24 protein-coding genes are annotated in these 20,155 nt (G+C 70.8%); 4 read left to right on the top strand and 20 right to left on the bottom strand.

Annotated features, from left to right (window positions below):
• Nucleotides 1–571 precede the first annotated feature (571 nt).
• The 3 genes from ACYP53_RS16005 to ACYP53_RS15995 form a co-directional block, all read right to left on the bottom strand.
• Nucleotides 572–859, bottom strand: coding sequence for a hypothetical protein (locus ACYP53_RS16005; RefSeq protein WP_459647758.1), 288 nt, complete (start codon nt 857–859; stop codon nt 572–574).
• Nucleotides 856–1,212: a hypothetical protein gene (locus ACYP53_RS16000; RefSeq protein ID WP_459647757.1), complete on the bottom strand. Its 357-nt coding sequence runs from the start codon at nt 1,210–1,212 to the stop codon at nt 856–858. The genes ACYP53_RS16005 and ACYP53_RS16000 overlap by 4 nt, the downstream gene beginning before the upstream one ends.
• A 145-nt stretch (nt 1,213–1,357) precedes the next feature.
• Nucleotides 1,358–1,828 (bottom strand): ATP-binding protein, encoded by a 471-nt coding sequence (locus ACYP53_RS15995; RefSeq protein WP_459647756.1) that lies wholly within the window; start codon nt 1,826–1,828, stop codon nt 1,358–1,360.
• Nucleotides 1,829–1,996: 168 nt separating this feature from the next.
• Here ACYP53_RS15995 and ACYP53_RS15990 point away from each other — a divergent pair, with 168 nt between their 5' ends.
• Both ACYP53_RS15990 and ACYP53_RS15985 read left to right on the top strand, forming a co-directional pair.
• Nucleotides 1,997–3,277 (top strand): hypothetical protein, encoded by a 1,281-nt coding sequence (locus ACYP53_RS15990; RefSeq protein WP_459647755.1) that lies wholly within the window; start codon nt 1,997–1,999, stop codon nt 3,275–3,277.
• An 18-nt stretch (nt 3,278–3,295) separates the two neighbouring features.
• Nucleotides 3,296–4,009: a creatininase family protein gene (locus ACYP53_RS15985; RefSeq protein WP_459647754.1), complete on the top strand. Its 714-nt coding sequence runs from the start codon at nt 3,296–3,298 to the stop codon at nt 4,007–4,009.
• Between the two features lie 103 nt (nt 4,010–4,112).
• Here ACYP53_RS15985 and ACYP53_RS15980 read toward each other — a convergent pair whose 3' ends face one another.
• Entirely contained in the window at nt 4,113–5,255 is a 1,143-nt protein-coding gene (locus ACYP53_RS15980; RefSeq protein ID WP_459647753.1) for a tetratricopeptide repeat protein, read from the bottom strand.
• A 162-nt stretch (nt 5,256–5,417) separates the two neighbouring features.
• Between ACYP53_RS15980 and ACYP53_RS15975 the strand changes: the two genes are divergently transcribed.
• Nucleotides 5,418–5,939: a creatininase family protein gene (locus tag ACYP53_RS15975; protein WP_459647991.1), complete on the top strand. Its 522-nt coding sequence runs from the start codon at nt 5,418–5,420 to the stop codon at nt 5,937–5,939.
• A gap of 71 nt (nt 5,940–6,010) precedes the next feature.
• On the opposite strand, the gene ACYP53_RS15970 is transcribed toward ACYP53_RS15975, so the two are convergent.
• Together ACYP53_RS15970 and ACYP53_RS15965 are read right to left on the bottom strand one after the other, a co-directional pair.
• The gene (locus tag ACYP53_RS15970; protein WP_459647752.1) at nt 6,011–6,337 is read right to left on the bottom strand and encodes an antibiotic biosynthesis monooxygenase family protein; all 327 of its coding nucleotides are present in this window, start codon (nt 6,335–6,337) and stop codon (nt 6,011–6,013) included.
• 64 nt (nt 6,338–6,401) lie between these two features.
• On the bottom strand, nt 6,402–6,812 hold the full coding sequence (locus tag ACYP53_RS15965) for a cupin domain-containing protein (RefSeq protein ID WP_459647751.1): 411 nt from the start codon (nt 6,810–6,812) through the stop codon (nt 6,402–6,404).
• Between the two features lie 62 nt (nt 6,813–6,874).
• Here ACYP53_RS15965 and ACYP53_RS15960 point away from each other — a divergent pair, with 62 nt between their 5' ends.
• Complete coding sequence (locus ACYP53_RS15960) at nt 6,875–7,351, top strand: MarR family winged helix-turn-helix transcriptional regulator (protein ID WP_459647750.1); 477 nt, start codon at nt 6,875–6,877, stop codon at nt 7,349–7,351.
• A 76-nt stretch (nt 7,352–7,427) separates the two neighbouring features.
• On the opposite strand, the gene ACYP53_RS15955 is transcribed toward ACYP53_RS15960, so the two are convergent.
• The 14 genes from ACYP53_RS15955 to ACYP53_RS15890 all read right to left on the bottom strand — a co-directional run bounded on the left by ACYP53_RS15955 (nt 7,428) and on the right by ACYP53_RS15890 (nt 20,046).
• Entirely contained in the window at nt 7,428–7,904 is a 477-nt protein-coding gene (locus ACYP53_RS15955) for a CYTH domain-containing protein (RefSeq protein WP_189918339.1), read from the bottom strand.
• On the bottom strand, nt 7,888–8,586 hold the full coding sequence (locus ACYP53_RS15950; RefSeq protein WP_459647749.1) for an HAD family hydrolase: 699 nt from the start codon (nt 8,584–8,586) through the stop codon (nt 7,888–7,890). Before ACYP53_RS15950 ends, ACYP53_RS15955 begins: the two co-directional genes overlap by 17 nt.
• Before the next feature lie 70 nt (nt 8,587–8,656).
• Nucleotides 8,657–9,382: a hypothetical protein gene (locus tag ACYP53_RS15945; RefSeq protein WP_189918335.1), complete on the bottom strand. Its 726-nt coding sequence runs from the start codon at nt 9,380–9,382 to the stop codon at nt 8,657–8,659.
• On the bottom strand, nt 9,379–10,053 hold the full coding sequence (locus tag ACYP53_RS15940; protein WP_459647748.1) for an MOSC domain-containing protein: 675 nt from the start codon (nt 10,051–10,053) through the stop codon (nt 9,379–9,381). Before ACYP53_RS15940 ends, ACYP53_RS15945 begins: the two co-directional genes overlap by 4 nt.
• Nucleotides 10,050–11,060, bottom strand: a complete 1,011-nt coding sequence (locus tag ACYP53_RS15935) for a nucleoside-diphosphate kinase (protein ID WP_459647747.1) — start codon at nt 11,058–11,060, stop codon at nt 10,050–10,052. The genes ACYP53_RS15940 and ACYP53_RS15935 overlap by 4 nt, the downstream gene beginning before the upstream one ends.
• Nucleotides 11,057–12,211, bottom strand: a complete 1,155-nt coding sequence (locus ACYP53_RS15930) for an acetylxylan esterase (protein ID WP_459647746.1) — start codon at nt 12,209–12,211, stop codon at nt 11,057–11,059. The genes ACYP53_RS15935 and ACYP53_RS15930 overlap by 4 nt, the downstream gene beginning before the upstream one ends.
• Nucleotides 12,204–12,416 (bottom strand): (2Fe-2S)-binding protein, encoded by a 213-nt coding sequence (locus ACYP53_RS15925; protein WP_189918327.1) that lies wholly within the window; start codon nt 12,414–12,416, stop codon nt 12,204–12,206. The genes ACYP53_RS15930 and ACYP53_RS15925 overlap by 8 nt, the downstream gene beginning before the upstream one ends.
• Nucleotides 12,413–13,372, bottom strand: coding sequence for a hypothetical protein (locus tag ACYP53_RS15920; RefSeq protein WP_189918319.1), 960 nt, complete (start codon nt 13,370–13,372; stop codon nt 12,413–12,415). The genes ACYP53_RS15925 and ACYP53_RS15920 overlap by 4 nt, the downstream gene beginning before the upstream one ends.
• A gap of 26 nt (nt 13,373–13,398) precedes the next feature.
• The gene (locus ACYP53_RS15915) at nt 13,399–14,670 is read right to left on the bottom strand and encodes a hypothetical protein (RefSeq protein WP_459647745.1); all 1,272 of its coding nucleotides are present in this window, start codon (nt 14,668–14,670) and stop codon (nt 13,399–13,401) included.
• 138 nt (nt 14,671–14,808) lie between these two features.
• Nucleotides 14,809–15,651, bottom strand: coding sequence for an ABC transporter permease (locus ACYP53_RS15910; protein WP_189918315.1), 843 nt, complete (start codon nt 15,649–15,651; stop codon nt 14,809–14,811).
• A gap of 4 nt (nt 15,652–15,655) precedes the next feature.
• Nucleotides 15,656–16,444: an ABC transporter permease gene (locus tag ACYP53_RS15905; RefSeq protein ID WP_189918313.1), complete on the bottom strand. Its 789-nt coding sequence runs from the start codon at nt 16,442–16,444 to the stop codon at nt 15,656–15,658.
• Nucleotides 16,441–17,388 carry an ABC transporter ATP-binding protein gene (locus ACYP53_RS15900; protein ID WP_459647744.1) on the bottom strand — a complete coding sequence of 316 codons (948 nt, stop codon included), beginning with the start codon at nt 17,386–17,388 and terminating at the stop codon, nt 16,441–16,443. Before ACYP53_RS15900 ends, ACYP53_RS15905 begins: the two co-directional genes overlap by 4 nt.
• Nucleotides 17,375–18,733 (bottom strand): metallopeptidase TldD-related protein, encoded by a 1,359-nt coding sequence (locus ACYP53_RS15895; protein WP_459647743.1) that lies wholly within the window; start codon nt 18,731–18,733, stop codon nt 17,375–17,377. The genes ACYP53_RS15900 and ACYP53_RS15895 overlap by 14 nt, the downstream gene beginning before the upstream one ends.
• Nucleotides 18,730–20,046 (bottom strand): TldD/PmbA family protein, encoded by a 1,317-nt coding sequence (locus ACYP53_RS15890; protein WP_459647742.1) that lies wholly within the window; start codon nt 20,044–20,046, stop codon nt 18,730–18,732. The genes ACYP53_RS15895 and ACYP53_RS15890 overlap by 4 nt, the downstream gene beginning before the upstream one ends.
• Between the last annotated feature and the right edge of the window lie 109 nt (nt 20,047–20,155).

Here is a 20,155-nt window from a genome sequence, read left to right as displayed (position 1 = left end):
GAATGTTCGCGCAGGTCAGCGGTAGTGCCCGCACAGGCCGGACGGGTGCCCAGGTTACGTCGGGACGAAGAGGCCAACGGGTGGGGCCAGTGCATGCTTGCGCTGGCCCCACCCGGCTATGCCAACTCACCACGCGTGTGCGCGGCCAAGCACAACAATTCTTCAAGGCTTAGCCACCCTTCGGCGATACCCTCCAGCCGAACCACTGGCCCGCCCTGCGCATCAGTGTCGGCAATCGCCCGGAGCGTCGAGCGCTCCACCCCGCACAGCGTCAGCAATCCGTTCAGCTCGTCCGCTGTCCGCCGGGCGGTTCTCCAGCCGGCCGCGTAGTCCACCCCTGGTAGCCACGCCCACGAGTCAGGGTCGAGGCTCGCCGCCAACTCCGCACCGAAGTCGTCGTCCCCGTCCAACTGTTCTTCAACTCCCCTGGTCAAGAACCGAACCGGCCATCCGTGCACAGACATGCCGAGGAGCCCGATACCATCGGCATCGGGTTCCGACCCACCGGACCACCCCTCTCCCGCCAAGGTTCCGGGGTGGTCCGGCACGTCTTCAGTTGTCCCTGATCAGGTCAGGTGCGGTCCCGAGTAGGCTCCTCACAGCCGCAGATCCGCTGGAACAGCTCCGCCTCGGTCACGTCGAGCAGCGGATCATCAACGCCAGCCGTCTCCCGCCAGATCTGCCGCATGAGCAGCAACCGCTGCTCTTCGGGAAAGCCAGGCTCGGCGTACCACGCCAGCGCATCACGGTGCGCGGCCCGCCGGCTCGGCGAGACAGCCCGCACCGGCCAGGAGAACTGGCCGTTCAGCAGCCACCAGGTCGAGGTCCGGTCCCACCAGGCCCGCAGGTGCCGGATCACTGGGGTGCCCCGGTGCCGGCGGGGTACAGGCGGACGACTGTCGGGGTCAGGTCGAGGAAGGCCAAAGCCCGCACCTCACCGTGCGTCGCGAGCCGGTGGCCGATCGACTGGGCCTCCGACGGCCCGAACAGCTCGGCGAAGTAGCCGTGCTGGTCCGGGCTGAGCGGCAGCGCGCTCAAGGTCTTCAGGAGCGCGGCCATGGCGTCCGGCAGCTTGCTGAAGTGCGCGGGCGCGGTGACGCCTCGGACCTCCGCGATCACCGGGAACGGGTACGGGGAGGCCGCCTCCGGCCCGGAGCGTCCGGCCACCGGGACCAGTTCCGTCCCCGGTCCACGCTGGTCTCCAAGCGGCATCACTTCCCCGACACCTCCCCCGCGCGACGCAGGTGCCACCTGTGGACGCCGACCGTCTGACCGTTCACCACGATGATCCGGGTAAGCGCCTTCCGCAGTCCCGCGCCGCAGTAGAAGCACCGCGCCGCCGCGGACGCCTGCCTGCTCATCCCACACCGCCTTCCGGGCCCACCAAGGCCCAAACGATCTTGCCGATGCCTTCGGGCCGGGGCTCGAAGCCCCATTCCAGGGAGAGGACTTCCACCAGGTGGAGCCCGCGCCCCGAGAGGTCGTCCGGGTCGGTGGTGCGTCGGATCGCGGGCTTCTCGCTGCTCGCGTCGTGCACCTCGATCCGCAGGTGGTCACACAGCACCTCGAACCGGACGGCGATCTCGCGCCCCGGCGACACCCGCGCGTGAACCACCGCGTTGGCCACCAGTTCGTCGAGCACCAGCTGGCCGTCGCCCACGAGGTCCGCGCCGCCCGGGACGTTCTGAAGGAATTTGCGCAGGTGGTCCCTGGCCACCGCGGCGGACCGCCTGTGCCGCGCGAGCTTCGCCTCGAACGCGGGTATTCCGTCGGCCGGCTTGTTGGGTTCGGAGCCGTCGTGGGGGTTCCCCGAGTTGATCACGTGCACCGCCTCCCGATGCCCAAAGGGCGGCCTGAACCTGGACGTTCCGGCCCTTGACGCCAGGTTGCCGGGAGCGAATGCGGACTTCGTACCCAAGCTGGTTACTCAAGGTGGGTAAACTCACAGGTAATCAACTTGCTTACAGTGTCTGCTGATCGACAGCCGGGGGCAGTGGTGACCGAGGCGCGCGTACCGGACCGGCTCCCCGCAGGCCTGCTGTCCAACCCGGAGATGATCGTCGCGTGCCGAAGACGAGACTTCGCCGCGATGTTCCGCTTGCTCAAGCTGGCCGGGATCTACCCGTCGCTCATCGCCCGCGCCTGCGACATGACCCCGAGCCGGGTCGGCGAAGTCATGGCAGGTAAGCCCAAGATCGAGAAGATCGATCTCATCGAGCGGATCGCCGACGGCCTTCACATCCCGGGCCACATGCTCGGCCTGGCTTCCCGATCATGGGAGCAGGAAGCGCCAGTCCGACAAGCCCAGCTGCGGTCGATCGAGCCGTCCATCGGTGGGCAGGGGCTCAGCGCGCCGATCGACCCCGACTTTTTCGTCAGCAATCTGCGCGGACTCATGCCCGGTCACTACAAGGCTGCGAATCTTCTCGGCTCCCGCCACGCCCTCGACGCGGTGACCCGGCACGTCCGGTTGCTGGACCGCCTTCAGCAGAACGTAGGCGGCCGCGCCCGCGATGAACTCCTCACCATCGGCGCCCGTACCGCGGAGTTCCTGGGCTGGTTGAACCAAGATCTCGGGGACTTCGCCCAGGCCCTCTACTGGTCAGACCGCGCGATGGAGTGGGCTCAGGAGGCAGGCGACGACGTCATGGCCGCCTACGTGCTCTTCCGGAAGAGCAACCAGGCCACCGCCCAGCGCAACACGCAGAAGGCCGTCAGCCTTGCCCGCGCTGCCCAGCGGTCGGCCCGCGCCACGCTTCGCATCCGCGCCCTCGCCGCCCAGCAGGAGGCCCAAGGCCACGCCCTCATGGGCAACCTGCGCTTCGCCGAGGCGAAGTTCGACGAGGCCCACGAGCTTGCCGCCGAACCGGACGACTCGCACGCGGACGACGCCCTTGATCTCGCATACTGCACACCGACCTACATCGAGATGCAGCGCGCGAACTGTCTGATCGAACTCGGCGATCCGCGGACAGCTGTGGGCATGTTCGAGGCCGAGCTCCGAATCCTGCCGCCGATCTACCGCAACGACCAGGGCGTGTACCTCTCACGACTGGCACGCGCGTACGCGGTGTCCGGCGAGCCAGAGCAGGCCGCCGCGGCGGCGGACCGCGCGTTGTCGATCGCCATCGACACCGAGTCCGCCCGGGCGATGACGGAGCTGTCCGCCGCCGACAAGGCCCTCCAGCGGTGGAGCACCGTGACCGAAGTCGCCACCTTCACCGGCCGCTTGAAGCTGATGAGCGGCACAACATCCTCTCGACCTACGATGAGCTGATGAGAGAGGGTGGGGGCCATGGACGCACTGATCACGGCCGCCACCTCCGCAGACGAACGCCGGCGCGGCGCCAAGGTCGCTGTGCTGCCAGTCGGCAGCTTCGAGCAGCACGGCGACCATCTGCCGCTCACCACGGACACCGTTGTCGCGAGTCTGATCGCCCAGCGGATCGCCGCCGACTACGACCTGTTCCTCCTGCCACCCATCACGGTGTCCTGCTCACACGAGCACGCCCACATGTCGGGCACCGTCAGCATCAGCGCCGCCACGCTCTACGCCGTCGTCAACGACATCCAAAGGTCGCTTCAGGCGTCCGGTGTTCCCGGCCTGCTGATCGTGAACGGACACGGCGGCAACTACGTCCTCTCCAACGTCGTGCAGGAGGCGAACACCTCCGGCCCGCGCGTCGCCCTCTTCCCCGTCCGCGAGGACTGGCACCAGGCCCGCGAATCCGCCGGGCTGGAGAGCAGCAGCGCCGAGGACATGCATGGCGGTGAGCTGGAGGTATCACTGCTCCTCCACGGCGCCCCGGAACTCATCCGCGAGGGCATCGAGCAGGACGACCACTCCGCCCCGGAGCGCCCGCATCTGCTCACGCTCGGCATGGCCAGCTACACGAAGAACGGCATCATCGGGCAGCCGTCTCTCGGAACGGCGGCGAAGGGCAAGGCCCTCCTCGACAGCCTGTCCCAGTCAGCCGCCGCTCACCTCTCCCTCATCGCGGGCGGCTGAGCAAGCACTTCGAGCCCTGCCCTGCCAGGGGAAGGGGGTTCATTGCTGCAGGCCGCGACGAGCAGCAAAAAGACTTCCGATAGTCCAGCTAAGTAGGGCCATACTACAGGACTCTAATCGACTTAAGCCGATCCTTAACTCCCAATCGAGAAATGCGGAGATCTGCCATCTCGTCATCCTCCGCATCACCGATCTCTTTCACCAAAGCGCAACATTCAAGGGCCCTTTCCGCATCCCCTCTCGCAATCTCAAGATCGGCCCACAGCAAAAGCAGGCGAGTAGAATTTGGAACCTCTTCGAGACCTTGCCGAAGGACGCTCTCAGCTCTAGTGAAGTCACGCTTTCTTATAAGAATCCTCGCATACGGTGCCGCGACATTTTCCATATCGCCACTTTCAGATTCCCCAAGCCCTATGATCTCCAGCGCGTGATCGAATGCCTCTTCAATTTCCCCACCCTCGGCCCTGGTGTCCTTGAGCGCGACTGCGAGATTCCTCCACAAGAAAGCACTTTGAGGACTCTCCCTCAGAAGCTTGCGGGCGAGGGAAGCGGCGGCCTCCTGATCATTGACCTCCGCAAGGAAGTTGAATACTTCCGAGAGGGTGAAGCGCTCCCGGGGATGATCAAGCGCAATCTTCGTAAGAACCTCTTTCGCCTCCGCATGAGACAAGGCTCCGAGCCCAGACTTAACTCTCGCCAGAGCAGCGGCCGCGCAAGCATTGGAAGAGTCTCTCGACGCGGCAAGTTCGTACAACTCGGCAGCAAGCGATCGAGCCCCAAGATCACGGGATATGTCACCTCCGATCTCGAGTTCAGCAGACGATGCGTCAGTGGCGCGAAGCTGAGCTAGATACGCCAGCGCAACATTCGGATCTCTTTTTGATTTTATTTTCGCCCCGATCAGAAGGGCTCCAGGTAGCGCAGGGGCCGAATCGCGAAGGTGGGGAATTATGGCGGACGCTTGACTCAGGATTTCGGAAAGCTCTTGCGTCTTCTGCCTTGAATCCTCAACCTGACGCCGAAGTTCCTTTTCCTCCTCGGCAGCGCTGGAAACCGCAACATGCAAAGCCTCTTTAGATTCCGACTCCAAGTTTCTAAAGTCCTGAAATATTCTTCCAATTGCACCATCTACAGCATTCTTGACCTTTGCATCAATTGTTTCCGTTCGATGTCTTTGTGTATTTAATATCCAGCCAAGGAGGGCGGCTGCTGCTGCCACTGCTGCAGCTACGAATTTCCAATCCATGGTTCCCCCAGGCACTCAAGGGGTTCTTGTGTAGATTTTGACTTCTACTTTCATGCTAGGCCTTCCCCGTGGCAGGGGCGACTCAGATAGCTGGATCAGCTATTAACTTGTTCTGTTGAACCCGTGACAGTACGACTGAGGAAGACACTCGCAGTACTGCCCATGGGCCTGGGCTGCGGCGCTGAGTCGACATGTCTGCCAATCATCGTGGCCGGCTCGCACGAGCACGCCCAAATGCCGGGCACCGTCAGCATCAGCGCCGCCACGCTCTACGCCGTCGTCAACGACATCCGGAAGTCGCTCCAGGCGTCCGGCGTTCATGGCCTGCTCATCGTGAGCGAGCACAGCGGCAACTACGGCGCCCTCTTCCCCGTCCGCGAGGACTGGCACCAGGCCCGCGAAGCCGCTGGGCTGGAGAGCGGCAGCACCGAAGGCATGCACGGCGGTGAGCTGGAGGTCCTCCTTCTCCTCCACGGCGCCCCGGAACTCATCCGCGAGGGCATCGAGCAGGACGACCACTCCGCGCCCGAGCGCCCGCATCTGCTCACGCTCGGCATGGCCGACTACACGAAGAACGGCATCATCGGACAGCCGTCCCTCGGAACGGCGGCAAAGGGCAAGGCTCTCCTCGACAGCCTGTCCCAGTCAGCCGCCGCTCACCTCTCCCTCATCGCGGGCGGCTGAGCAAGCACTTCGGGCCCCGCCCCGCCAGGGGAAGGGCCCGAAGGAAGAGATACAGCAGTGACCGAGCGGACTCAGGCGGTCTTGGGACCGGCCGACTGGACGACGTCGAAGGACCAGAGGGTGGAGCCGGAGGCCGCGGGGCGCTTGGGGGCCTCGCCCTCGGCGCCGTTCTGGTGGGCCGCCTTCATGGGGCCCTCCATCCAGGCCTGGAAGGACTCCTCGTCACGCCAGCGGGTGTAGACGAGGTACTGGTCGGTGCCCTCGACCGGGCGGAGCAGTTCGAACCACTCGAAGCCGTCGGAGCCCTCGACCGAGCCGGCACGGGAGGCGAAGCGCTTCTCCAGCACCTCGCGCTGCTCGGCGGGGACGGTCAGTACGTTGATCTTGACTACGCTCATGGGTCCATCCTGCCGCAACGAACAGGACGGCCGAGGGCCGACCGGCAGCCGGGGCCCCGGCCGGTCAGGCGATCCAGGCCGGGAGGACGCGCTCGGCGTCGCGCGGGGCCATGCCGCAGGCACCTTCGGGGGTGATGGCGTCGGGGTTGTAGGCGCGGGTCGGGGAGGGGGCGGCGACGACGGCGGTGAAGCCCTCGGTGGTGGTGAGCCGGCGGGCGGTGTCGGCGGGGAGGACGAGGGTGTCGCCGGCGGCGAGTTCGTGGGTCTCGCCCGCCAGTTCGGCGGTGGCGGAGCCGGTGAGGAAGGTCCAGATCTGTTCGGCGTCCATGGCGTGCAGCGGGCCCTGGCTGTCGGGCCGCATCTCGACGCGCCAGAGCGCCAGGGTGGTGGAGCCCTGGGTGGGCGAGGCGAAGGTGGTCATGGTGGCGTTCGGGGTCTCGGACTGGCGGGCGTCGGCGCGGCGGATCACGGGCATGGTGAGGAGCTCCCCTAAGATGGACAACGGAATTGTCTATATGGTCAATGAGGTTGTCTATCATGTCAAGTGATCCGCCCCCGCCGGGCTTCGAGCTTCCGCTGCGCCTGCTGCTCGCCTTCCGGACGATCATCGACGAGCTGCACGAGCGGATCGCCCTCGAAGGGCACCCGGACCTCCGCCCGATGCACGGCTTCGTCTTCCAGGCGATCGGGCCGAACGGCACCACCGCTGTCGAACTCGGCCGCCGGCTCGGCGTCTCCAAGCAGGCGGCGGGCAAGACCGTCGAGACCCTGGAGCAGCTCGGCTACGTCGAGCGCGGCAGCGACCCGGCCGACGCCCGCCGCAAGGTGGTCCGGCTCACCGCCCGGGGCGTGGACTGCCTGGTCCGCTCGGCCCGGATCTTCGACGAGCTGCGCGCCGAGTGGTCCGCCACCCTGGGCGAGGAGCAGCTGCGCCAGGTGGAGGACGGCCTGCGCCGGCTCGCCCCCGGCGACCCGTTCCACCTCGACACGCCGCGCTGGTTCGGCTCGCCGTGAGGGAACGGTCCGGACGCACGTGTGCCACCCCGCCCGGTCAGGACGGGGTGGCACACGGACACAGGCGGGCAGGGCCTCAGGCCTCCGGGAGCCCCCGGGTCGCGAGGGTCTGGTTCTTGTACGCCTTGACCCCGGTGATCTCGGCGCCGAACCAGTCCGGCGGGGTGAAGGCCTCGGCCTCGGCGAGCGAGCCGAACTCCACCTCGGCGGTCAGCAGACCCGCCAGCTCCTCCTGGTAGACGTCGGCGTACACGGTCACACCGGCCTCGACGAAGGTGTACCGGTCCTTGACCAGCCGGGCACCCGCGGTGGCCGGCCAGAGCTCGGTGAACTCCTCCTCGCCGAGCTCCCGCTCCACCTCGATCCGGGCCGGCGAGCCGCCCGCCGTGGACCGCTTGACGCCGAGGACGCAGCTGCCGCCGATCCGCCGCAGCCGCACCTCCGTCCCGTCGTCCTTGATCGCGATGTAGCCCTGCTCGATGTGCTGGCGCACCGCCGCCGGCGGCGGCTCGAAGGAGGCCAGCCGGAACTTGCGCTCAATTTCCAGCGGCATGCGCCACCCTCCCGTCCTGCTCGGCCACCAGCGCGGGCAGCGCACGCATGTCGGTCAGGACGACCGTCCCGTCACCGGTCAGCCACTCCGCGGGGGTGAGCCCGCCGGCGTAGCCGAAGGAGCGCATCCCGGCCGCGCGCGCGGCCTCGACGCCGAAGCGGCTGTCCTCCACGACCACGCAGGCGGCCGGGTCGACGCCCCTGCCGCGCGCGGCGTGCAGGAAGAGGTCCGGCGCGGGCTTGCCGCGCTCCACCTCGTGGGCGCTGAAGATCCGGCCCTCGAACCGCTCGTACAGGCCCACCCGGCCGAGGGTGTGGCGCATCTTGTCGTGGCTGCCGCTGGAGGCGATGCAGCGCCGGTCCGGGCCGAAGCCGAGCGCCTCCAGGCCGTCCAGCGCCTCCTCGATGCCGTCGACGACGGTCAGTTCGCGGTCCACCGCCTCGGCGTGCAGCTCGCGGAAGCCCTCGTCCCAGCGCTTCGCGGTGTCGGGGCCGAGCCGCTCCGCGATCTGCTCGCCGATGGAGGTGGTGGAGCGGCCGACGAAGCGCCGCATCACCTCGGCCTCGGTCAGCGGCCAGCCGAACTCGGCGCCGAGCCGCACATGGGTGCGTACGGCGATCGGCTCGCTGTCGACCAGCACGCCGTCACAGTCGAAGATCACGAGATCGATCGGCCGGTTCATCCTTCGCGCACACCCTCTCGACGAACTCCCCCGGCGGCCGACGCCGCCGGGGACGGTAGGCGACGATACGTCACCCGATGACGCCCTGGCGCTTGAGCAGCTCCCGGATCTCCTCGACCCGCGCCGCGCCCAGCTGGCGGGCCCGCTGCTCCTCCGCCTTCTCGGCCTTCTGCCCGTACTGCCACCACGCCTCGCCGCTGTCGCGGTTCATCACCACGAAGCGGTCCTTCTCGGACGGGCCCCGGACGATCAGCGAGGTGGTCTCGGGCACCGCCCGGACGGTGTGCACCATGGTGTGCCGGATGACGTAGCCCGTCCCGGCGGTCTCCTGGCGGACCAGGGCCGGCGAGCCGATCCGGGTGTCGGTGGTGAGCTCGTCGTAGTCGCCGAACAGGTCGTGCTGGTAGCTGCCGTGCAGGATCCGGCTGCCGAAGCTCCAGCGGTGGTTGTGCGGCCGCTCGAAGGCGCTCCGGGTGAAGACGTGCAGGCGGATCCGGACGTCGGTGGCCTTGTCGTTGACCAGGACGATCCGGTCCAGCTCCTGCAGCCGCTCGCACTGGGCCAGCAGCTCCGGGGTCGCCAGGACGTGGTCGATCGCGTCGTTCAGCCAGGTCGGCGAGGAGACCAGGTCCTCCAGCAGCCGCTCCATGGGAGCGTGCAGGGCCGGCATGTCGCTCCAGTCGAGGGCGGCCAGCCGGGCCGGGTCGACGAGCTCCCCGGCCGCGCCGCCGAGGCCGGTCCCGCCCGTCCCGTCCGTCGTGCCAGTCGTGCCGGTCACGTCAGTCACGTCAGTCACGTCGACGCACTCTCCGCTTCCTGTTGCAGGGCTTCTTCTTGCTGGGCCAGCCAACGGCGGGCCTTCTCGTGGTGTTTGGGCAGCATCTCGGGGGCGTCCAGGAAGCGCGGCAGCAGGTGCCGCTCCGTGGTCAGCGCCCGCAGCATCAGGCCGACGGTCACGCCGTGCCCTGGGCGGTGGATGATCTCCACCGGGTCCCCGGCGCCGACCGAGCCCTCCTGGAGGACCCGCAGGTACGCCCCGGGTGCGCCGTGCGCGATGAACCGCTTGACCAGGTCAGGGACTTCCCAGTAGCCCGCGAACACCTTGCAGGGCTTGCGGGCCCGGATCACCTCGAAGACCGCGTCCCCGATCGCCCACTGCTCGCCGACCTCGGCGTTGGTGATGTCCACCCCGAGGGTCGAGAAGTTCTCGCCGAAGGCGCCCGGGCCGATCTCGCGGCCCAGCTCCTCGACCCAGAAATCGGCGTCCTCGCGGGCGAAGGCGTAGACGGCCTTGTTCGGCCCGCCGTGCACCTTGAGGTTGGCGACCAGGTCGCCCTCCAGGCCCCAGGTCCGGGCCGTCACCCGGTGCTCGACCGGCCGCTTGTCGATGCCGCTGCGGCCGACCTCGGAGACCCAGGGGCCGGTCCGCTCGACGCCCAGGTTGACGGTGGACAGGACCGCGCTCACGCCCCGGCCCCCGTCGTCCCCAAGGCCCCCAGTACGTCCGACGCCACGTCCGAGGGTGTCTCCCGGACGTACGAGGCCGTGACGGTGGGCACCGTCGGGGTCACCCAGGACAGGCTCATCTCGGTCAGCAGGTGGGTGACGACGGTGAGCAGGTCCCAGCGCGAGGGGCTGTCCAGCGGCTCGGCCCGGACCAGCGCGAGGACCTCCCCCAGCCCGGCCTCCTCGCCCCTGGCCCGGCGGCGCGCCGGTTCGCCCAGGGCGCCGGGCACCTCGGCGAGCCGCTGCCAGCTCCGCTCCAGGTCGAAGTCGTGCTCGGGGTGGCGGCGTTCCAGGTCGTCGAAGACCTCCAGCACCGCGGGCACCGCGTCGAAGCCGGACCGGATCCGGTCGCGCATCAGCTCGCGCCGCGGCCCGTCGCACAGCACCGCGATCTCGCGCAGCACGTCGGCCGGCTCGTCCGAGATGTGCAGGAAGTTGAAGAGGCCGTTGACGACGCCGAGCCGGTGGCGCAGGTGCTCCGGGCCGCGCAGCTTCGGATCGGCCGGCCCCTTGAGGGAGTTGAGCCGGACGGCGGCCGGGACGGCACCGGGGGTCCAGCGCTCGTCCCGCAGGACCAGGCAGACCGTGTCGGTGCTCGGCAGGATCGCGTCCATCGCCTCGATCCGCTCCCGGGTGGCGATGTTGAACTGGTAGCGCCAGACCTCGCGGATGGTCATCCGGTCGTGCCGGAACCGGACCACGTCGACCGGGCGGAAGCCGGCCCCGGCCAGGATCTCCAGCGCGGGCCGGAGCCTGCGGCCCGCCGTGGCCTCGGACTTCAGCATGCACAGCGCGACGCCGAGCATCGCGTCGAGGTCCTCGGCGAAGGTCCCGCAGGCCTCCCGGAAGTACTGGTCGACCGCGTACAGGTCGGCCTTCCCCGAGGACCAGGTGAGCCGGTCGCGCACCGACCGGTCCACCTCGCTGAGCCGGTCCACCGGCGGGCTGTCGGACAACAGCATGCTCATCCCTGGGCCTCCACTTCTTCCTGCCAGAACGCGGGTTCCGCCACCGGCGCGGCGCCGTCCGCCCGTCCGGCCCCGCCGTCCCCGCCGTCCCCGTCCACACCGCCGACACCGCCGACACCGACGACCCCCGTACGGGCCCGGTCGAGGACCTCCGCGAGGAAGTCCGCCTCCGCCAGCCGCAGCGCCGTGTTGGGCACCGCGTGCTCGGCCATCGGCCAGGTACGCAGTTCCTTGCGCGCCGGGTAGCGGGCGTGCGCCGCGTACCCGGTGCTCGGCGCGCAGCGGTCGTCCCGGCCGGCCACCGAGAACAGCGCCGGGCAACGCCCGTACCCGGCCAGCACCGCGACGTCGAAGTAGCCGAGGGTCTCCAGCGCCCGTGCGCTCGACTCGGGGAAGTACCCGGCGAAGCGGAGCAGTTCGCGGTACGGCTGCCGGTCGGGCAGCCGGGTCAGGTCGGTGACCGCACTGAGGAACGGCGACTCCACCAGGGCCGCCGCCACCAGCGGGCTCAGCACGGCCGCGGCCAGGGCGAGTTGGCCGCCCTGGCTGCAGCCGGCCACCGCGATCCGGCGCGGGTCGACCGCCGGGTGGGCCGCCGCGGCCTCGACCGCCCGCACCGCGTCCACGTAGGCGTCGCGGTAGTAGTACTCCTCGGGGTCCAGGATGCCGCGCGTGACGAAGCCGGGCACCTGGGGGTGGGTGAGGCCGACCGGGTCCGGGGTCGCCCCCGGCCGGCCGTTGCTCCCGCCCTGGCCCCGGGTGTCGACCACCAGCGTGGCGTGGCCGACGGAGGGCCACAGCAGCCAGTCGAGCGCGTGCCCGCGCCCCTCCCCGTAACCGAGGAACTGCACCACGCAGGCCAGTGGCTGCCCGGCGCCCCGGGGCACCAGCAGCCAGCCGCTGATGCGGTGGCCGCGGGAGCCCACGAAGGAGACGTCGTACACGGCGGTGCTGCGCAGCGGCGTCGGCTGCTCGACGCACGCGACGTCCAGCGGCAGGCTCCCGGCTTCGCCGAGCGCCTTGCGCCAGAAGGCGGCGAGCCGCTCCCGCTCCGCGCTGGACGTCTCCGGGCCGGCGCCGTCCGCCCGCGCGCCGTCCGCCCCCGCCCCGGCGCCGTCCGCCCGCGGCTCGACGACCTCCGCGCTACGCACCGGTCACCTCCGAGGCCATGACCGGCGCCCCGTCCACGGCGAAGTCCTCGATCAGCTCCTCCAGCAGCGGGACGCAGTCCCCGCAGTTGAGGCCGACCCCGCAGGTCTCGCCGAGCCCTTCGACCGTGTCGACGCCCCGCTCGATCCAGCCGACGATCTCCTCCTCGACCACCTGCGCGCAGATGCAGATGTTCGGCTCGCTCATCCGGTCACCCCCGCGGTGTCCGGCTGCCAGGCCGAGAGCAGCACGTTCGGGAAGATCCGTTCCACGTCGGGCACGTTGAACGTGATCGTGCTGGTGAGGACCGCCAGCAGGTCCCAGTGGTCGCGCGGGTCGGCCCGCGGGTGCCTGACGGCGTCCTGCAGTTCGCGCACCGTGACCTCCTCGCCGGCGGCCCGGCGCCGGGCCAGTTCCCCGGCCGGCGCGGCCGACTCGACCAGCCGCTTCCAGGAGGCCTCCAGGTCGAGGTCGTGCGGCTCGGTGGCCGCCTCGATCTCCGCCAGGACCCGCCGGGTCTCCGGCAGCGCGTCGTGCCGCTCCCTGATCCGCTCGCGCACCAGCTCCCGCCGCTCGGCCGAGCAGAGCAGGCCGAGGTCGCGCAGCACGTCGATCGGCTCGTCGGTCGTGTGGACGAAGTTGAACAGCCCGTTGATCGCGCCGAGCCGCTGGCGCAGGTGCTCGGGCTTGCGGAGCTCGGCCGCGGACGGCCCCTTGAGCGCCGCGAGCCGTACCGACCCGGGGATCCCGCCCGGCCGCCACCGCTCGTCGGCGAGGACGAGCAGCACCGAGTCGAGCGACGGCAGGACCAGGTCCATGGTGGCGATCCGCTCGGGGGCGGCGAAGTTGAGCTGGAAGCGCCAGGTCTCCCGGATGGTCAGCCGGTCGTGCCGGAAGCGCAGGACGTCGACCGGACGGAAGCCGTTGTCGAGCAGCGCCCGCAGCGCCGTGTCGTAGCGCCGCCCGACCGCCGACTCCGGCTTGAGCACGCACAGCGCGACCGGCAGCACCTCCCGGACGTCCTCGCCGAACGTCCAGCACGCTTCCCGGAAGTAGTTGTCCACCCCGAACAGGCGTGCCTTGACGGCCGAGCGGGTCACCTCGGCGAGGACCTGCGGCGGGATGTCGTGCATGACCCCGGCCGGGTTCTCCGTCGTCTCCATTGCGCTGCCCCTCCCTCGCGCGTCCGTCAGATCAGCGCGAAGCGCTGCCGCTCGGCGTCGACGTAGCAGCCCTTGCGGTGCTGCTCGGCGGCGAGGTCGAGCTCCGGGAAGAAGGTGCGGTAGGCGGTGAAGGCCACCAGGTGCCAGATGTCGGTCTCGGGGATGCCGAGGCCGCGCACGTTGGCGATCTGCTGGTCGATCGGCTGGGTGCCGGCCGCGACGACGCCCTTGTCCTGGTACCAGAGGTTGCTGCCGGGCTCCATGTGGAGGTCCTGGCCGGCCAGCCGCGCGGTGTCGCTGCGGTCGGTCATCAGCATCATGTTCTGCGGGCCGACGATCTCGATCGCGCGCTTGGCGATCGCGAAGTCCACGTGCTCGCCGTCGAAGTTGAGGCACGCGGCGATCCGGCCCTGGTGCGCCGCCCGCATGATCGCGGCCGGCACCGAGCCCACCTGCTCGTGCAGGTCGGCGAGGTTCCAGGACGGCAGGTCGTAGCTCGCCAGCAGCGCGTCGCGGGTGGCGCGGGCCTTGGAGGTGCGGAACGCGTGCTTGATCAGCAGCGGCATCTCGTTGAACAGGTGGTCGGTGACGACCCGGACGCCGCCGTGCGGGCAGTCCGCGGCCTCGGCGGCCGACAGCACCAGCTCGACGCAGTCGGCGCCCAGCTGCGGGTCCTCCTTGGCGAAGTGGCCGAGCGCCGGGCGGATGCCCTGCTCCACCAGCCGGTTGACGATCCACTCCAGCGACGGGTGGTCCGGGGTGAACTGCGCGGCGAGGTAGGAGCTCGACTGCAGCGCGTCCGGCGACAGCATGATGTAGACGAGGCCCAGCGGGCCGCAGCTCGCCAGCTTGTCCCACTCCTCCTTGGAGGGCGCCCACACCGAGGAGGCCGGGGTGCCGCCGAAGCTGGCGACCAGCGGGCCCTCCAGGGCGATGGCCGGGACGAACGGCAGCTGGCCGTCCGCCTTCAGCGCCGCGAAGCCCTTCATGAACTCGACGAAGCCGTCGAGCCGCTCCTGGCGCAGGTACAGCGTGGGGATGCAGAGCAGGCCCTCGGCGGCCGCGGCCTTGTCGACGGCGTAGAGGTCGATCTCGTCGAAGTTCGAGAAGTCGACGTCGCCGATGCCGTGGCAGTGCACCTCGACCGGCAGGGCCGGGACGACGTACGGGGCGCCGGCCGGGGCCGGGGCGGTGCCGAGCGACCCGCGGATGATCAGGCCGTCGTTCCGGGTGACCGTGGTCTCGAACGCGCCGCGCGGGTCGATCCAAGCGCCGGCCGATCCATTGAAAGTACTCATGCCAGATCTGCTTCTCTCTCTTACGAGCCCGCGGGCCTGTGAGCCGCGGACTTCGAGCTTTCGAGCGTGTGTGTGTCCGAGCGCGTGCGCTCGCGGGCGTACGTGCTCGCGGGCCGGGTGCTCGCGGGCGTGCGCGGGCTAGCCGAGCTCGGTCCGGAACGCGGCGCGGCGCACCGCGGCGTACATCAGGACCGAGCTGGCCGCGAACCAGCAGACGCCGACGAGCAGTTCGCCCCACAGCTGGGACGTGGCCCAGGGCGCTCCGGCGAGTTCGTCACCGACGACGTTCATCACGTGGGTGAGCGGCATGACGTCGCTCACCGGCTGGAGGAAGCCCGGCAGCTTCGCCCGGGGCACCAGGGTCCCGGAGAGGACCATCAGCACCAGTTCGGCCGTGTTCGGGCCGACGAACAGGTCCTCGACGACCAGGGCCAGCGCGGACAGCGAGAGGCCGAAGCCGAAGGTCGTCACCACGCCGAGGGCCAGCAGGCCGGCGAACAGCGGCAGGCCGACCGGCATCGTCCCGTACAGCAGGCAGCACACCAGGTAGGTGCAGAGCCCGCCGACGAAGCCGTCCACCACGTGCGGCACCGCCCGCAGGCAGGCCGACCGCAGCTTGCCCTGCGGCGAGGCCAGCCAGATCCCGAGGGTCCCGAAGGAGCGTTCGTTGCCGATGGACAGCGCCATGCCGTAGACGACGGCCCCGGCACCCGCCAGCAGGCTGCTGCCGACCAGCATCCGTCCGGCGCCGGCCCCGTAGTGGGTGGACAGCGAGGTGAAGGCGATGGCCATGCCGATCGGCCGGACGATCCGCGAGCTCAGGTACCCGAGCGGGTTCAGCCAGGTGAACAGCGCGCGGTAGGAGAGCATCGCCTCCCGCAGCAGAGACCTGACGTCCGCCCGGGAGCGGACGGCCGGCCCGGCCGCGGTGTCCCCGGCCGCCGTGGTGTTGTCGACGGCCCTGAGGTTGTCGGTTGGCATCGGTTCACGCCTCCAGGGGCAGGGCCTGGCGGCGGGCCATGTTCTCCAGCCGCCGAACCGCGAGTACGACGAGGCCGCTGAAGACCACGGTGAGCGCCGCCGCCCAGAGCACCTCCGCGGTGCCGCCGCCGCGCACCCACGCCATGACGTGGGACTGCGGCAGCACCAGGGCGAGCTTCTGCACCGGCCCGGGCAGGGCGGACTGCGGCACGATCAGCGCGCTGAGCGCCATCACCAGGCCGGTCAGCCCGTTGGTCATGCCCGCCGAGTACGGGTAGCGGAGCACCGCGAAGCCGAGCAGGCCGACCACCGAGGCGGTCGAGAAGGCCAGCAGGACGCCGCCGGCCAGCCAGCGCGCCCAGTCGAAGCCGCCGTCGACCCCGAACAGCAGGGCGAGGATGACCAGCGTGCCCGGCAGCGCGGTGAGCGACTGCACGGCCGTCCCGGCGAGCCGGCCGAGCACCACCGGGACGAGTCCGCCCGGGCTGCCGAGCGCCGCGTACAGGGTCTTCCACTGCTTCTCGCCGAGCAGGCTGATGACCACCAGGACGATGATCGAGTCGAGCATGCCGACGCCGGCCGAGCCGACCGCGAGGTCGCTGGTGGCGTTGCGGTCCGAGGCGCTGCTGTGCACCACGAAGGCGAACACGCAGGGCATCGCGAGCGCGGAGAACACCGCCATCGGGCTGGACGCGTGCATCCGCAGCTGGTCGGCCAGCGACCGGAGCAGGGTCGAGGCGCCCGGCAGCCGGGGCTGCTCCAGGCCGGTCCGGTCCGTCGTCAGCCCGCTCACGACGCCGCCACCAGGTCGAGGAAGACCTCTTCGAGGGTCGGCGGGGTGACCGAGACGCTGGTGGTCCGGCCGGGGAAGGTCTTGAGGATCCACTCCACCGAGGCCGCGCCGTCCGTGACCCGCAGCGTCACCGTGCCGCCGTCGCGCTCCTCGCCGAGGATGCCGGGGCAGTGCTCCAGCTCGGCCGGCACCCGGCCGTCGGCGAACGCCACGTTCACCACGTGGCCGAGCCGGTCGGCGGCGGCCAGCCGCAGGTCGGCGGCGGTGGACTCGGTGCGGATCCGGCCGCCCATCATCAGGACGATCCGGTCGCTCAGCTCCTCGGCCTCGCGCATGTCGTGCGTGGTCAGCAGGATGCTGCGGCCCTCGCCGGTCAGCCGGGCGACCAGCGCGCGCATCGAGGCCGCGGACTGCGGGTCGAGGCCGGCCGACGGCTCGTCCAGGATCAGCACCGCCGGGTCGTGGAGCAGCGCCCGGGCCAGGTGCAGCCGCTGCTTCATGCCGCGCGAGAAGGAGCCGACGGCGTCCTTCGCCCGGTCGGCGAGGTCCACCTCCTCCAGCAGCCGGGCGGCGCGCCGCTCCAGCCGGTCGCCGCGCAGGCCGTACATCATCCCGAAGAAGCTCAGGTTCTGCTGGGCCGTCAGCCGCGGGTACAGCCCGGTGTCGCCGCCGAGGCTGAATCCGCAGGCCAGCGCGGCACGACGGCGCTGGCGCACCATGTCGTACCCGCCGACGGTGATCGAGCCGGAGGTCGGCAGCAGCAGGCCGGTCAGCATCCGGACCGTGGTGGTCTTGCCGGCGCCGTTCGGGCCGAGGACGGAGACCAGTTCGCCGGGCCGCACCACGAGGTCGACGCCGTCGACCGCCTTGCGCACCGAGCCGTCGCGGCTGGCGAACTCCCGGCACAACCCGGTGGCCCGCAGGCCCTTCTCAGCTGAGCTCATCGGTTCCTCGACTCCTCGACGTCAGTCGCGACAGGTTCATCGCGAGATAGGCACCACCGACCGAGAAGACCCCGGGGAAGTACGAGACGGTCTCGCCGACCTCGGTCAGCGCGGCGAGGAGGTCGATCGCCTCGCCCTCCACCGTCATCGGCCGCAGCGGCTCCTGCGGCACACCGTCCACCGCGCGGACCGCCAGCAGCCGGAACGCCAGCTGGCCGCCGGAGCGGAACTCCTCGACGCCCAGCGTCCGGGCGTCCACCACCACCAGGCGCTCGCCCGCGAGCAGCGCACCGCCGGCCGTGGTCGGCGCCAGGTGGACGTTGTTGGCGGCGAGCTGCGGGAAGTTCTTGAGCGGGTTCCACCAGGCGTGACCGGTCAGCTTCGGCTCCGCGCCGTCGCCGCCGACCGCCGCCTTGCGGGTGGCGACCGCCCGCTGGACACCGGCCGCGGTGATGAGCTCGGTACGGCCGGTCGGCGTCCCCTCGCAGTCGAAGGCCTTGGCGCCGTAGCCGGCCGCGAGCCCGTCGTCGATCAGCGCGGTGCGCAGCGGCAGGGCCCGGGTCACCGGGTTGAGCAGGACGGTGCTGACGATCGCGCGCAGCAGCTGGGCGGCGGCGCCCGGGGTGAACACCACCTCGTCGCCGAGGAGTTCGCGCTCGTCGCCGCTCGGCGTGCCCATCCCGGCGGCGGTCAGGGCGAGTTCGGTGCCGAGGCCGGCCGGGTCGAGCTTCGCCAGGTCCTGGGCGTAGCGGGTCACCGAGGCGATCCGGCCGCTGCGCTCGTCCGCGGCGACGGCGGTGAGCTCGACGCCGTAGCACCGGCTCCACCGGCGCCGGCCGCCACTGGTGGAGTGCACCGACTCGGCGAGCACGTCGGCGAGTTGGAGGCCCTGGACGGTCTGGCCGGGGCGCAGTCCGGTGGCGACGGCTTCGGTCAGCCGGGCCGTCTCGGGGGCGGCGGCCGCCAGGTCGAGCCGGGAGTCGGTGGACTCCCAGCCCTCGCCGTCGGCGTTCACCGGGGTGTGCAGCTCCGCGCGCTCGCGGGCCGGCAGCGGGCTGCCCGCCGGGAACAGCGGCCGGCCCGTGGCGAGCAGCGCCGGGGCGCCAGCGGCGGCCAACTCACGGGCGTTGAGGTACAGTTCGCGCCCGCCGCGGCCGAGGCGGACGAAGCCGCCGAAGGCGCCGTCCTCGATGTAGAGCCGCTTCTTGCCCGCCGCGTCGACCACCAGGCGGCGCCGGGCGGTGCGGTCCAGGAAGGTGGCGGCGTGCTCACCGGGTTCGAGCGCGTCCTCGACCGCGGCCGCGACCGCCAGCCCGGCCTCCGCCCGGAGTTCCAACTCCCTCATGCCGCGCTCCAATCCAGGGCGGAGTAGCGGATCGACGGCGAGAACAGGCCGATGCCCACCATCTGGTTCTGCTTGCCGCAGGTGATGCTGTCGCCGCCGAAGTCCGAGCCGATCCCCTCCATCCGTGCCAGGGTCTCCAGCGCGTCGCCGACCAGGCTCACGTCGCGGGCCGGCACCCGGTGGCCGTCGGGCGTGATGTACACGCAGTTCAGGGCCGCGAAGGAGAACTCGCCGGTGGCGAGGTTGATCATTCCGGCGCCCAGGCAGCCGACGTACAGCACGCCGGTGCCCGCGCCGTGCAGCAGCGCGGCCGGGTCCTCCGTGCCGGGCGGCACCACGGTGTTGCTGGCCCGGGGCAGGGCGAGCTCGCGGTAGTCGGTGCGCCGGCCGTTGCCGGTCGGGGTGTAGCCATGGCGCTGGGCCGCGCGGACGGAGGTGATCGGCGCGCCGAGTTCCCCGTTCGCGAGGAGGGTGGTGACGCCGCCCGCGACGCCCTCGTCGTCGATGGCGTAGGAGCCGTAGCCGTCCGGCAGCGTCGCGTCGTCCCGCACGGTCAGCATCGCCGGGACGGCGCCCGGCTTGCGCAGACCGGCGATGTAGTCGCTGCGCATGGCGAAGTTGTCGCCCTCCAGGGCGTGGCCGACCAGCTCGTGCAGGAAGCCGCAGGCCGCGGAGGGCCCGAAGACCACCGGGGTGCGGTACCGGCCGGTGACGGCGGCCCGGGAGGAGTCCACCGCGTGGGCGAGCGCCACCCGGGACTCGGTGTGGGCGGCCGCCCGGTCGGGGTCGGCGGGGCCGCGCTCCAGCCAGCGGTTGAGGCCCCGGTAGCGGGCGCCGTCGACGACCACCGTCGCCTCCATCCGGCGGCGCACGATCCGGTCGGCCGAGGCCGCCCGGACACCGTCGGTGTCGACCACGGCGACGGCTCGGGCGGTGAAGTCCTCCATCGTCCGCAGCGAGTGGGCCGTACCGGCGTCCGGGACCAGCCACTCCTCCGCCGGGACCGGCGTGAAGTCGGGCACGCCCGGTCCGGGCCAGGCCGGCCGCTCCCCCGCCGCACTCGCGGCCGGGTCCAACCAGCCCGGCAGGCCGCCGAGTTCGGCGGGTGCCAGGGACCGCTGACGCCAGCGGTCACCCTGGCGCACCATGCACCCGATGCCCTCGCGCGGCTCCACGCAGGTCGCCAGCACCTCGCCGTCGAGGCACTCCACCCGGACCTGGAGGGTGCGCTCCGCGAAGACCTGCACGTAGTCCGCGGAACCCTTCAGGCCGTCGAGCGCCCACTGCGCCAGCTCCAGGAGGTCCCCGGTCACCCGATCTTCCGATCCGGCCCCACTCATCGCCTCACCCAATACCCGTGTCGAACCTTGCTGTTGACGCGCGCCGGCCGAAGCCGACCGGCCGGCGCGCCGTCGGACGGCC

The organism is Kitasatospora sp. Ki12 (genome assembly GCF_054601375.1).
The sequence above is the reverse complement of the archived record's forward strand: the minus strand, read 5'-3'. Positions and strand labels throughout refer to the sequence as shown.

Excerpts from the sequence above, each read along its gene's own strand:
- ACYP53_RS16000 (WP_459647757.1), bottom strand. The coding sequence starts at position 1,212 with ATGCCGCTTGGAGACCAGCGTGGACCGGGGACGGAACTGGTCCCGGTG.
- ACYP53_RS15985 (WP_459647754.1), top strand. The coding sequence starts at position 3,296 with ATGGACGCACTGATCACGGCCGCCACCTCCGCAGACGAACGCCGGCGC.
- ACYP53_RS15980 (WP_459647753.1), bottom strand. The coding sequence starts at position 5,255 with ATGGATTGGAAATTCGTAGCTGCAGCAGTGGCAGCAGCAGCCGCCCTC.
- ACYP53_RS15975 (WP_459647991.1), top strand. The coding sequence starts at position 5,418 with ATGGGCCTGGGCTGCGGCGCTGAGTCGACATGTCTGCCAATCATCGTG.
- ACYP53_RS15970 (WP_459647752.1), bottom strand. The coding sequence starts at position 6,337 with ATGAGCGTAGTCAAGATCAACGTACTGACCGTCCCCGCCGAGCAGCGC.
- ACYP53_RS15965 (WP_459647751.1), bottom strand. The coding sequence starts at position 6,812 with ATGCCCGTGATCCGCCGCGCCGACGCCCGCCAGTCCGAGACCCCGAAC.
- ACYP53_RS15960 (WP_459647750.1), top strand. The coding sequence starts at position 6,875 with ATGTCAAGTGATCCGCCCCCGCCGGGCTTCGAGCTTCCGCTGCGCCTG.
- ACYP53_RS15955 (WP_189918339.1), bottom strand. The coding sequence starts at position 7,904 with ATGCCGCTGGAAATTGAGCGCAAGTTCCGGCTGGCCTCCTTCGAGCCG.
- ACYP53_RS15950 (WP_459647749.1), bottom strand. The coding sequence starts at position 8,586 with ATGAACCGGCCGATCGATCTCGTGATCTTCGACTGTGACGGCGTGCTG.
- ACYP53_RS15935 (WP_459647747.1), bottom strand. The coding sequence starts at position 11,060 with ATGAGCATGCTGTTGTCCGACAGCCCGCCGGTGGACCGGCTCAGCGAG.
- ACYP53_RS15925 (WP_189918327.1), bottom strand. The coding sequence starts at position 12,416 with ATGAGCGAGCCGAACATCTGCATCTGCGCGCAGGTGGTCGAGGAGGAG.
- ACYP53_RS15920 (WP_189918319.1), bottom strand. The coding sequence starts at position 13,372 with ATGGAGACGACGGAGAACCCGGCCGGGGTCATGCACGACATCCCGCCG.
- ACYP53_RS15915 (WP_459647745.1), bottom strand. The coding sequence starts at position 14,670 with ATGAGTACTTTCAATGGATCGGCCGGCGCTTGGATCGACCCGCGCGGC.
- ACYP53_RS15910 (WP_189918315.1), bottom strand. The coding sequence starts at position 15,651 with ATGCCAACCGACAACCTCAGGGCCGTCGACAACACCACGGCGGCCGGG.
- ACYP53_RS15900 (WP_459647744.1), bottom strand. The coding sequence starts at position 17,388 with ATGAGCTCAGCTGAGAAGGGCCTGCGGGCCACCGGGTTGTGCCGGGAG.
- ACYP53_RS15895 (WP_459647743.1), bottom strand. The coding sequence starts at position 18,733 with ATGAGGGAGTTGGAACTCCGGGCGGAGGCCGGGCTGGCGGTCGCGGCC.